Origin of the sequence: Bacillus sp. FSL M8-0166, assembly GCF_038008825.1 — a bacterium.
Taxonomy (GTDB): Bacteria; Bacillota; Bacilli; order Bacillales; family Bacillaceae; genus Bacillus; species Bacillus safensis.
This window is the reverse complement of record NZ_JBBOZZ010000001.1, coordinates 3,459,202-3,471,158: the sequence shown is the minus strand read 5'-3', so window position 1 is coordinate 3,471,158 and position 11,957 is coordinate 3,459,202. Positions and strand designations below refer to the sequence as shown.

Here is an 11,957-nt window from a genome sequence, read left to right as displayed (position 1 = left end):
GTCTCTCCTTCCTCATTAGTTCGATTTCATCAATAAGTAAATGAAGTAAGGTGCGCCTAAAGCAGAAACGACAAGGCCAACTGGCACTTCTGATGGTGCAAGGATGACGCGGCCAAGTGTATCTGCCAGTAATAATAACAGCGCGCCAATTAACGCGGAGGCCGGTATCATTCCTTGGTGCTTTGGCCCAACAAGCTTTCTCGCCAAATGCGGTGCGGCTAATCCTAGGAAAGAGATACTACCTGCAACAGCAACACTCGCACCTGCTAATGCAACGGCAATCAGCATGAGAAGGCTTCTTTCTTTATGAACAGAAATGCCCAATCCATAGGACAGCTGATCACCCAAATTCATGATATTTAAGTAGCGTGATCTGACAAGCGCTAATATAAGGAAAATCAGCATCCATGGCAGAACAGACAGGACATACGTCCAGCTCGAGCCATAAATGCTTCCAGATAACCACACGATGGCTTGGTTAAAATCATTTGGGCTCATCTTCAATTGAATGACCACAATCGCTGCTGAAAACGCAGCATTAACACCAATACCAGTTAAAATCAACCGCACAGGTGTGATGCCCTTTTTCCACGCTAACACATAGATGAGAAATGCAGCAAAGCCTGCGCCTACGAACGCGAAAAGCGGCAGTACAAAAATCGTAAAATCACCTAAATTCGTCATCGTGCCTTGAAATGCAAAGATAAATAGCACAACGGCAAAGCCAGCACCGGCATTGACACCGAGAATACCTGGGTCAGCTAAACCATTTTGCGAAACACCTTGCCAAATCGCTCCTGATACAGCGATAGAAGCGCCGACAAGTAAAGCGATGACCATTCTTGGAAGCCTGAACTCGAATAATACGAGCTCATCCATTTCACTTCCGAATCCAAAAAGTGTTTTCAATGTATCCATCGGAGAGATACGAATTTCTCCGGTATTTAAACTAATGAGGAACACAGCTACGATCATGAAAAAGATCATGAGCATCGTTCGTTGATATTTCTTTTTCTTTGCTTGCTGCACCAATTCCATTTAAATTCCGCTCCTTTCACGTCTAGCTAAATATAAGAAGAAAGGAACGCCTATAATCGCCGTAATGGCACCGACTGGCGTTTCAAACGGAGCGTTGACCAGCCGTGCAGCAATGTCTGCATAAATTAACAAAGTGGCCCCTAAAATAGCGGAGCATGGGATAATCCATCGATAGTCCACTCCGACCAAGAATCGAGTCACATGAGGGATCACAAGCCCGATAAAACCAATAGAGCCTGCTACTGACACGGCAGCACCCGTTAAAAGGATAACAACCACGATACCAAGCACCTTGACCGTTTTTGTATACTGTCCAAGCCCTTTCGCCAGTTCTTCACCTAAGCTCAAAACCGTGATCGAACGGGCAAGGATCATTGCAATGATTAGTCCTGCAATGGCAACTGGAATGATGATATGAATGTTGCTCCAATTCACACCTGCCACTCCGCCAGCATACCAAAAGCTCATATCTTGAGCGACGTCAAAACGAATGGCAATGGCTGAGGAGATGGAGCTCAAAAGTGCTCCAACCGCCGTACCAGCTAGTGCGAGCTTTACCGGGGTCAGTCCCCCTTTTGACATAGTACCGACACCAAATACAATAGAGGCACCGAGTGCGGCTCCAACAAATGACCAAAGAATTAATGTGAAAGAAGATTGGCCAGGGAAAAATGCTAATGCAATGGCAATTGCAAATGCGGAGCCATTTGTCACACCCATAATTTCAGGTGACGCAAGCGCATTTCTTGTCATTCCTTGCATAATGGCACCTGATACGGCTAAAAAGGCACCAACGAGGGCAGCTCCAACTGTACGCGGCAGCCTCAATTCCCGAATGATTTGATGTGAAGTTTGATGTGGATCAAAATGAAAAACGGCTTCCCATACAGTCTGTAGATGAATGTTTGCCGCTCCTAATGATACTGATAAAAAAAGACCAAATGCTAAAGCGATCATTCCTATGATGATAACAGCTGCTGTTCCAAAGGGCTTCGTGACAATATCGATCGTATCATCTCTGGCTGGCAGCTGTTTATTCGATTGTGAGCCCAAAACCAGTCTCTTCCTTTCCGTTCATGTCTATTCTCTATTAGTGATAATGATTATCAATCTCGAAGTCTAGTATATCACTTTCTTTTCTTTTTGAAATCACTGTTCTGATAAATTTCTTTATTTTCCGCAAAAAACTGTGAGAATTTCATCATTTTTCTTTTGGTTCTAAATTAGCCGATGCATTTTTATTCCTATCATGTTACGATAAAATTGAAAATGAGAATCATTATCAAGGAAAAGTGAATAGGAGAGAATTTTTGTGAAAAAACGAACTGGATTTCTTTTGATTTCTTTATCCATCCTTATGATCTTTACAGCCGCTTGCGGCAGCACTTCAAATAAACAATCTGCAGCGAAAAAGAATGACATGATCACATATCAGGATGCCAAAGGTGAAGTGAAGCTTCCGAAAAATCCGAAACGAATAGTGCTTCTTGCAGAAAGCTATTACGGGGACCTCGTCACACTCGGCAAGACGCCGGTTGCTACAACATCACCCATCTTTAAAAACCCTTTTTATAAAGGGAAAACAGATGGAGTGGAAAATCTCGGAAGGACCCCATCAGTCGAAAAGGTAGCCGCTTTGAAGCCAGATATGATTATTGCTTGGGGAGAAGATGAGAAGTTTGATCAATACAAAAAAATCGCTCCAACTGTAGCGGTTAAATACAACCAATATTCCTTCAAAGACCAGCTAAAAGAATTCGGTAAAATGACAGGTACACCAAAAAAAGCAACAGAATGGATCACGAAATGGGATACCAAAATTGCTGAGGTGAAACCAAAGGTAACAAAAGCTGTCGGTAGCAAAACGGTTTCGATCGTATCGCCATTTGATAAAGGTATTTATATCTTCGGAAACACCTTTGGCCGCGGGGGAGAAATCATTTATGACGAGCTGAAATTAAAAGCACCGAAGGCCGTCAAAAAAGAAGCGATCGACAGCGGTGTCGGCTATGCAAATATTTCTCTTGAGAAGCTGCCAGAATTCGCAGGCGACTATATTTTCACAGGTCCATGGAGCGGTTCAAAAAGTAATGGAGACCAAGTGTATCAAAGCAGCATTTGGACATCACTTCCTGCCGTCAAAAATAAACATGTATTTGAAATAGATCCAGTCGGTTACTTCTTTAATGACCCAGTGTCACTAGAAGGTCAGCTAGAGTTCATTGTGGACCGATTGACATCTGCATCATAAAAAAAACGTTTCTCCATCTCTGGAGAAACGTCTTCCTTATCTTATACCGTTTCTTTGGCAAATCCTTTTGACATGAGTGGATAAAGCAAAATACCCACTAAGAATAGACCGATTCCAAGACCAAAAGTTTTCAAGTCGGCTGTTCCTGAAATAATGACCCAAGCTGAATATCCCATCGCAACAAGTGCAATGATACCGTCTCTTGTTCGGTTTCCTTTTTGAAGCTCATATGTGTCACCTTGCATGATGACCTTAAAGCTGTAGATGGAAGACACAATATACGGAATAAGATACGCAAGTGTCGCTGATGTGGTTAAAAAGGTAAAAGCTTCATTAATCGTACGTGACATCACAGAGAAGATAAACAGCTGTGACATTATATTTGTAACAGTCAAAGCGAAAGCAGGGCTTCCTTTTTTGTTTGTTTTTGCAAATACTGCTGGAAAATCACCAGCCTTTGCTGCTTGATACGGTACTTCTGAACCAAGTAAAATCCAGCCAAGCATCGAACCAAACAAGCAAATAATCGCAAGCAGTGCCATGACAATTCCGCCAGCTGGCCCAATAATAAGCTGAAGCACATCCACGAATGGTTTGTCAGAGCCTTGCAATTGATCATGCGGCAGAACGCCCATTGTAATCAATGTGATAATCATGTAGATCGAAAGTGCGATTAAAAGACCTGTAATCGTCGCACGTTTCACATCACGCTGTGAGGATGCTCTTCCTGATAAAATGACAGCTGATTCAATCCCAATAAATGCCCATAGTGTGGAAATAGCCGCATGATGAATTTGGCCACCAAGTCCGAGCACTCCTTCTCCGCCTGTTTCAACTGGGAAGTAATAATGTTCAAATAATGCCGTTTGAAATGCAAATAATCCCGCAACAATAAAAAGGACAAATCCAAGCACCTTCGAAAAGGTCGTAATAAAATTCAATTTACTTGCAGCACTTAAGCTAGTGATTAAAATGGTATGTGTTCCCCATAGAAGAAGGGTACATACGATAAACGTCATGAGCTGGCCAAGTGTGACCGCTTCTTTTCCAAAGGTAAAAACCTCAGTCTTCACGGTGAGGATAGGGAAAAAAGTCGTTAAATAACCAGCAAGGCTTGTAATAATCGCGACATTACTAATCCAGCTCGCCACCCAATATCCCCAAACCATTGTAAAACCGGCCGCTTTCCCTTTTTTCGGATCTTTAAAAAGCGCCCTTGCATAACTTTGTGGTCCAGCCGTCAGTTGCGGCTTATGAATGGACAAATGCCCAAATACAAGCGCAATCATCAGCACACCGCCGCCTGTGACAAGCCATGCCATCGTCACACCTAAAGGACTGGCGTGCTGGGCAAGCGTACTTGGCAGCATAAAGATGCCTGAACCTACCATATTTCCGACGACAAAAGCCGTCAATAACCAAAAACCCCATTTTTTTGTCTGTTCCATTTCCGTACCTCCGTTTTATTCACTTTGGACCAGACCCGGCAGTATCTTCATTGATATATTTGTGAAGCAATGACTTGCATTCTTTATGTTCATCATGGATTACTTTTTAACAGCATATCCTTATTTTTGTTACTCAGAACATAAAAAAAAGCCTGAACAAAAGTCCATGCTTTTCAAAACATACACCTTGATCTCCGGATAGCCCTCCACGCTTCAAAGACGTGGCAGTCCTGCATTTATTCAATGCAGACCCAGCATAAAGAAAGTTGGAGCTCTCTCTACACTTCGGCGCTGATGCCTTTTTTCTCATGATCTACGATTCCATCTCTCCTATGAGTGACTCATCATCCGCGCAACCTCTACCTCACTGAGACATAGCGTGAGGATTTCTATTCATTTTTACTACACGAAGGTTATCAAACATTCTCACATCTGTCAAAGGGAAAAACATAGAAAAAAGGCAGAGAACTGTTTCTCTGCCCTTTACTTGATTAATGTTGGTTGTTTTTCTTCTTTTGTACAGCTTCCTGAAGCGGATCGCCTGCTAGTTCTTTACTTGCTTCCTCTAACAGCTGATCTACCTGCTGATGGTCTTTCTCACTTTTCGCCTTTTTATCCTTTTGGAAAAATGACATCGCTGTTTCCTCCCTTTTCATATAATACGGTTGCCTGTTTAATTTGCGCTACAGCGCTCAGCATTATACAAAGGAAGAGGCTCAATCATCATGAAAGGTCTGTCTCATTTTTTGCAAGTACGTCAGAAAGGTTTTTAAATCATCCTTTGTGAAGTCTGACATCATATGCTGAATCACCTTTCCGAAAAGACGTGTATGCTTTTCATAAATGGCCAGCCCTTTTTCCGTGACTTCTAAACGGACAAGTGACGAATCGTCCTTGTCCCGTTCTCTTTGAATATAACCCTGCTCACATAATTTATTGAGTGCAATAGAGGCTGCACCAGGGTTTAAAGAGAGTCTTTGCTTCAGCTCTTCGGCATGTGATACTTTGCCTTGTATCAAAATAGAAAGAGCATATATCTGCGGTGGCGTGATGTCTTTCTCTAACTCAAGTAACTTGCGGTTTAATTTACGGCTGACTTCATAATGTACAAGAACAATTTCTTTTAAAATGTCTGCATTACCCATCCGAATCGCATCCTTATCGTTAGTATCAACATGACTTCCCCCTTATTATAGAATGTTTTTCCATTCAGCCAACCCTTTTGGCCTCTTTTTCTTTAGAAATAAGCCTTGCTGAATGAATCCACCCTTGATATAGTGAGTACTTGAACTAAAGATAGAACAGGAGTACGCATCATGACAGGAAAAACACACATCATGGGCGGAATTGCCGCCTCCACAGCCGTTGCCTACTATTATGGATTCGACCCAGTGACGATGGCTGCTGCTGGATCAGCAGGTGCCCTGATCCCTGACCTTTGCCATACAAAAAGTAAAATCGGCAGAAAATTCCCGCTGCTCTCGACACTGATCAGCAGTGTGTTTGGTCATCGCACGTTTACACACAGTTTATTATTTTTGCTGATCATTTATTTTCTAGCGACAACATACATTCCAAATGACAGCCTAAGTATCGGTTTACTAGTCGGGATGGCAAGCCATCTCATCCTGGATGCAGGAACAGTGAACGGGATTAAATTTTTATTTCCTGCTTCCATTAAAGTGCGTCTTCCCTTCTATGTCAAAACAGGCAGCGCAGGAGAACAAGTCGTACTGGCTGCTCTCACCGTCGTTACCTGCTATTACATCGCTGTCATCTGCGGCATATCCATCCCATTCTAATGAATCAAAAAGAGTTTTCCGAAAAACACAGGATATGAATTGATCATTCCTCATTTTTTTAGTAGGTTTAAGATAAGTGTTTTTGCCTTGCAGCTGAATACAGAATGGTGAGGAGCTACATAAATGAAAGCGTTCTTCAAAAATCACTGGTTTTTAGTGTACTCCATCCTCTTCATGTGGATGAAAACATACATTATTTATCAATTCGGATTTCACATACGAACGGCCAATCTGTTTCATGAATGGCTGCTTTTAATCAATCCACTTAGCTTTTTGCTCCCTTTGTTTGGGATTGCTCTTTTTTTAAATGAAACGAAGCAAAAGGTTTTTTTATTGACCGCAAATTTTATTTTGACGGCGATTCTCATAGCGAATACGATCTTTTATGGATTTTATATTGATTTCATTACGATCCCTGTATTATTCCAAGCGAAAAACATGGGAGATATGGGCAGCAGTATGACAGAATTGTTCCACCCGCTGTTTTTGCTGATGCTCATTGATTTCGTGGTGCTGGCGTGGCTGTTAAAGCGCAAACCTTTAGCACCAAAAGCATCCTTCAAGTCGATCAAAACATACTATGCCGTGTGCTGCAGCTTTCTATTGTTTCATGTCAGTTCAGCCATGATGGATCACCCTCGCTTTCTGACAAGCTCTTATGATCGAGAAGTGATTGTACGAAACCTTGGGCTGTTCCAGTTCCACCTGTATGACGGTGCTGCCCAAACAGCGCGAATTGGACAAAAAGCCTTTGCAGATGAAGATACACTTTCAACCGTAGCAAACTACACAAAAGCTGATTACAGTGCACCAAACGAAGAGTATTTTGGACTTGCTAAAGGCAAGAACGTTGTGTTCATTTCACTTGAATCAACACAGCAATTTGTCGTCGATCAAAAGGTGAATGGACAATACATCACTCCCTTTTTAAATCAACTCACTAAAAAGAGTTTTTATTTTGATGAATTTTATCAGCAGACTGAGCAAGGAAAGACATCGGATTCAGAGTTTATTGTCGCAAATTCCCTCTACCCATCTAGCAGCGGCGCTGTCTTTTTTACAGCGAGTGACAACGAATATGACACGTTATACAAGCAGCTGAAAAAAGAGAACTATCAATCCGTCCAATTTCATGCGAATAATAAAACGTTTTGGAATCGTGATGTGATGTATGAATCGTTTGGGATTGACCGCTTTTATGATGTCGATTCGTATCAGGTCAATGAACAGAATTCAACTGGCTGGGGCTTAAAGGATATCGACTTCTTTGACCAATCCATTGATTATTTAAAAAAGTTGAAGGCGCCTTATTACAGCACGTTCATTACCTTGACCAATCACTTTCCATTTGAAATCGATCCAAAAGATCAATTGATTGATGAATATGATTCGTCCAGCGCCATTTTAAACCGTTATGTGACGACTGTCCGCTATCAAGATGAAGCCATTAAGACCTTTTTTGAACGTATGAAAGAAGAAGGACTGTATGACAATACAATGTTTGTTCTCATGGGGGATCACTATGGCATCTCCGAGGCACATCATCAGGCAATGGCAGAGCTGCTCAAAAAAGATGAGATCACACCGTATGACGCTGTTAAATTGCAGCGGGTTCCTTTTTTGATTTACATTCCTGGTGTCACAGATCAAGCACCGCAGACAATTTCTGAAACAGCTGGGCAAATAGACGTGAAGCCGACACTCCTGCACTTACTCGGTATTGAAACGAAGGATGCCATTCAATTTGGCAATGACTTATTTTCAAACGAACGGACGCCTTTTGCTGTTTTGAGAAACGGGAACTTTATTACAGATGATTATCTCTATACAAAGAACACCTGCTATGATCAAAAAACAAAAGAACCTGTTGAACAGGATGAAGTGTGTCAGCCTTATATCGAAAAAGCCAATAAAGAGCTTTCCTTATCAGACAAAGTGATCAATGGGAATTTGCTCCGTTTTTATCAGCAATAAAAGTCGCCTTCTGGCGGCTTTTTCTTTTCTCTTTTTACTGAAAGCCTATGAATGGTCAAATAAGTTTGCTTATAATAAAGGATACAGATGATATTGAATAATAAGAGGTGTGAACATGAAGTATGCGTTCTTCGCCTTCATCGCCATCTGTTTGCTCCTGAGCGGGTGTCAAACAGAGATGAAGTCATCGGGTACAACAACCAAAAAAACAGAGCTTGTCATTTCAGCTGCGGCAAGTCTTCAGGATGCACTAAAGGAAATTGAATCCACCTATAATGATGAGCATCCGAATGTGACATTAACAAATAATTTCGGGTCATCCGGCGCATTGAAGCAGCAAATTGCGCAAGGGGCAAAGGCGGATCTCTTTTTCTCAGCAGCTGAAGCGCCCTTTGATGAGCTTGTGCAATCTGGAGACATCGATCAACATTTTATCAAGGATGCCATCCAAAATGAGCTTGTACTCATTGTGCCAAAAGATCACTCTCCCTCTATTAAAAGCTTTCAAGACGTTCAGCACATAAAAGGAAAGGTTGCTCTCGGCACACCTGAATCCGTTCCTGCTGGTACATACGGCAAAGAGATTTTCACAAAGCTGAACATCTGGGATCAAGTGAAAAAGAACGCTGTGTACGGCAAGGATGTGCGGCAAGTTTTAAGCTACGTAGAAACAGGAAATGTGGAAGCAGGTGTTGTGTATAAGACAGACGCCCTCGTTTCCAATAAAGTAAATATTGCAGCTGAAGCCAATCAGGACACGCACTCCCCGATTATTTACCCAGTAGGAATCGTAAAAGGGACAGAACATTTAGAGGAAGCCAAGTCCTTTTTTCAATTCCTTCAATCAAAAACAGCCAAATCCATTTTTAAAAAGTACGGCTTTCAAGTGACATAATGCCCATGCTGACTGAAGAATTCCTTTCTCCCATTTGGCTGTCCGTGCAAATTGCCGTTGTGAGCGGGCTGCTGGCAACTGTTTTTGGTACAATGATTGGCTATTGGATGGCGCGAACATCATTTAAAGGGAAAATGATCGTAGAAACGCTCTTGATGATGCCGCTTGTCCTCCCGCCAACGGTTGTAGGGTTTTTATTGCTCGTCATATTCGGAAGGCATAGCATGATCGGGGGCGCGATTGAATGGATCTTCCACCAGCCGGTCATTTTCACATGGTGGGCGGCAGTTATTGCATCGACGGTAGTGGCATTCCCGCTTATGTATCAATCTGCAAAAGCTGGATTTTCTACGATTGAGTCAGACATTGAAGGGGCTGCAAAAGTAGATGGTGCTCATTCATTCCAAGTCTTTGCTTATATTACTGTACCACTTGCCCTGCCTTCCCTCTTGTCAGGCAGCATCCTCAGTTTTGCCAGAGCCCTTGGAGAATTCGGGGCGACCTTAATGTTTGCCGGCAACATTCCAGGAAAAACTCAAACACTCCCAACTGCTATCTATGTGGCGATTGATTCTGGACGAATGGAGCTCGCTTGGGCCTGGACGATTTGTATTGTAATCTTATCTTTTATCATGCTCTTGGCTGTGCGCCGAAGCAGTACGTAAAAAATCCCCTTTCTCACATGAGAAAGAGGATTTTTTTATTTATTCAAACCCAACCGTCATCGTCTCTGGATTCGAGCCGACGCGTTCGTTATTGTTTAATGCATCGATTTTTTCCATGTCTTCTTTGGAAAGCTCGAAGTCAAAGATGTCTGCATTTTGTTTAATGCGTTCTTCATTGATTGATTTAGGAATTGTCACGACACCGCTTTGCAGATCCCAGCGCAAGATGACTTGAGCAACAGATTTGTTGTAGCGTGCAGCAATGTCCTTCAATACGTCATGGTCTAATAGCTTCCCTTGCATCAGCGGAGACCATGCCTCAATTTGAATGCCTTTTTCCTTTGCATATTGACGCAGTTCAACAAGTGTCAATTTCGGATGAAACTCAACTTGGTTCACAGCTGGAACGACCTCAGCATCTTTTAACAGCTCTTCTAAATGCTGAATGTAGAAGTTGCTGACTCCAATGGCTCTGACTTTCCCGTCTTTATAAAGCTTCTCAAGTGCGCGCCATGTGTCTTTAAATGTATCTGCATTTGGTCCAGGCCAATGAATCAAATAGAGGTCTAAGTAATCAAGACCTAATCGGTTTAAGCTTGCGTCAAACGCCTCAAGCGCTTTTTCATAGCCTTGATCTGTGTTCCATACTTTAGACGTAATAAATAAGTCTTCTCGTTTCACGCCAGATTCTTTAATCGCTTTTCCTACGCCTGTCTCATTTTTATAAACGGCTGCCGTATCAATGCTGCGATATCCGTTTCGTATGGCTGCTTTTACGGCATCTACCACTTGATTGCCGTCCTCCACTTTGAATACACCTAAACCAAACCAAGGCATTTCCACTCCGTTATTCAGTGTTACGGTATCATTCAAGCTTTTGACCATTTTAACAACCACCTTTTTATAGATTCCATCTCTTTCATTATCTCATGTTGTGCTTCAAAACTCTATTATCAGGCGTTTCTCTTCGCTTCGATGGCTAAGAGCAGCGCACCTGTCATGCCAGCTTTGTCCTCAAGTCCAGGGGAGACAATGTATGTATCAAGCGGCGGCAGGTCCACATAATCATTGACATAAGCAGCTAGCTTCTCTCGAATTAGTGGGAATAGCTGCTTTTGCTTCATGACGCCTCCGCCCATCATGATGCGCTCTGGGCTTAAAATAAGCGAGTACTGCATAAGCGCCTGCGCTAAATAATCTGCTTCAAGTGCCCAAACCGCTTCTTCCTGCGTAAGCTCTTTGGCAGGTTTCCCCCACCTTTTCTCAATCGCTGGTCCAGCTGCCAGCCCTTCTAAGCAATTTCCATGTGCCGGACAGACACCTGCAAACGGGTCTGATTCATCCTGTCTGATAAGGATATGTCCCATCTCAGGATGTGAATGGCCGTGTAGAAGCTCATTTTTCACAACAGCTCCCGCACCAATGCCTGTACCGACCGTGATATACAAACAGCTGCTTAGCCCTTTGGCTGCCCCTTTTGTTAATTCACCTAGTGCTGCGGCATTGACATCTGTTGTAAAAGATACTGGGACACCTAATTGCTTCTCAAGCTCTGGAATGAACGGGTAATGCTTCCACTCCACTTTCGGTGTGTTCATGATATAACCGTATGAAGGATCGTCCTTTTGAACACAAATGGGTCCAAAGGAGCCGACTCCTAATGCTGCGATTTCATGCTGCTCGAAAAATGGAATGAGCTTTTGTATTGTTTTATCCGGGTGCTCTGTCGGAATCGTCATTTCCTCTAAGATGTCTCCATGCTCATTGCCGATTGCACAACAAAATTTTGTACCCCCAGCTTCAATTGCTCCATAATACGCCATCATTGATCTCCCCCTGCTCGTTCTCTTTCTTCATCATAAAACATGGGGGAGAAGATGACAA

The 11,957-nt window shown here is 42.7% G+C and carries 12 protein-coding genes and 1 riboswitch; of the genes, 5 read left to right on the top strand and 7 right to left on the bottom strand.

Going from position 1 to position 11,957, the window contains the following annotated elements:
• Positions 1–15 precede the first annotated feature (15 nt).
• Both NSS92_RS17840 and NSS92_RS17835 read right to left on the bottom strand, forming a co-directional pair.
• Positions 16–1,038, bottom strand: a complete 1,023-nt coding sequence (locus tag NSS92_RS17840) for a FecCD family ABC transporter permease (RefSeq protein ID WP_267586631.1) — start codon at positions 1,036–1,038, stop codon at positions 16–18.
• Positions 1,039–2,091, bottom strand: coding sequence for a FecCD family ABC transporter permease (locus tag NSS92_RS17835; RefSeq protein ID WP_065215170.1), 1,053 nt, complete (start codon positions 2,089–2,091; stop codon positions 1,039–1,041).
• Positions 2,092–2,350: 259 nt separating this feature from the next.
• Here NSS92_RS17835 and NSS92_RS17830 point away from each other — a divergent pair, with 259 nt between their 5' ends.
• Complete coding sequence (locus tag NSS92_RS17830; protein ID WP_267586632.1) at positions 2,351–3,289, top strand: iron-hydroxamate ABC transporter substrate-binding protein; 939 nt, start codon at positions 2,351–2,353, stop codon at positions 3,287–3,289.
• Positions 3,290–3,330: 41 nt separating this feature from the next.
• Here NSS92_RS17830 and NSS92_RS17825 read toward each other — a convergent pair whose 3' ends face one another.
• The 3 genes from NSS92_RS17825 to NSS92_RS17815 all read right to left on the bottom strand — a co-directional run bounded on the left by NSS92_RS17825 (position 3,331) and on the right by NSS92_RS17815 (position 5,882).
• A complete protein-coding gene (locus NSS92_RS17825) occupies positions 3,331–4,737 on the bottom strand; it encodes an amino acid permease (protein ID WP_041107769.1) in 1,407 nt (468 codons plus the stop codon).
• Between the two features lie 191 nt (positions 4,738–4,928).
• Positions 4,929–5,107: riboswitch (Lysine riboswitch) on the bottom strand.
• Between the two features lie 121 nt (positions 5,108–5,228).
• Positions 5,229–5,372, bottom strand: a complete 144-nt coding sequence (gene sspJ / locus NSS92_RS17820; protein ID WP_142945189.1) for a small acid-soluble spore protein SspJ — start codon at positions 5,370–5,372, stop codon at positions 5,229–5,231.
• Positions 5,373–5,453: 81 nt separating this feature from the next.
• Positions 5,454–5,882 (bottom strand): MarR family winged helix-turn-helix transcriptional regulator, encoded by a 429-nt coding sequence (locus NSS92_RS17815; RefSeq protein ID WP_048237430.1) that lies wholly within the window; start codon positions 5,880–5,882, stop codon positions 5,454–5,456.
• 171 nt (positions 5,883–6,053) lie between these two features.
• Between NSS92_RS17815 and NSS92_RS17810 the strand changes: the two genes are divergently transcribed.
• The 4 genes from NSS92_RS17810 to modB all read left to right on the top strand — a co-directional run bounded on the left by NSS92_RS17810 (position 6,054) and on the right by modB (position 10,073).
• Positions 6,054–6,539, top strand: coding sequence for a metal-dependent hydrolase (locus NSS92_RS17810; protein ID WP_095409555.1), 486 nt, complete (start codon positions 6,054–6,056; stop codon positions 6,537–6,539).
• Between the two features lie 123 nt (positions 6,540–6,662).
• Entirely contained in the window at positions 6,663–8,513 is a 1,851-nt protein-coding gene (locus NSS92_RS17805; protein ID WP_340869691.1) for an LTA synthase family protein, read from the top strand.
• A gap of 115 nt (positions 8,514–8,628) precedes the next feature.
• Positions 8,629–9,408, top strand: coding sequence for a molybdate ABC transporter substrate-binding protein (modA, locus tag NSS92_RS17800; RefSeq protein WP_340869689.1), 780 nt, complete (start codon positions 8,629–8,631; stop codon positions 9,406–9,408).
• Positions 9,408–10,073: a molybdate ABC transporter permease subunit gene (modB, locus tag NSS92_RS17795; protein WP_340869687.1), complete on the top strand. Its 666-nt coding sequence runs from the start codon at positions 9,408–9,410 to the stop codon at positions 10,071–10,073. Before modA ends, modB begins: the two co-directional genes overlap by 1 nt.
• Positions 10,074–10,112: 39 nt before the next feature.
• Here modB and NSS92_RS17790 read toward each other — a convergent pair whose 3' ends face one another.
• Positions 10,113–10,958 (bottom strand): aldo/keto reductase, encoded by an 846-nt coding sequence (locus NSS92_RS17790; RefSeq protein WP_024423460.1) that lies wholly within the window; start codon positions 10,956–10,958, stop codon positions 10,113–10,115.
• A gap of 68 nt (positions 10,959–11,026) precedes the next feature.
• The gene (locus tag NSS92_RS17785; protein WP_340870075.1) at positions 11,027–11,896 is read right to left on the bottom strand and encodes an ROK family protein; all 870 of its coding nucleotides are present in this window, start codon (positions 11,894–11,896) and stop codon (positions 11,027–11,029) included.
• Between the last annotated feature and the right edge of the window lie 61 nt (positions 11,897–11,957).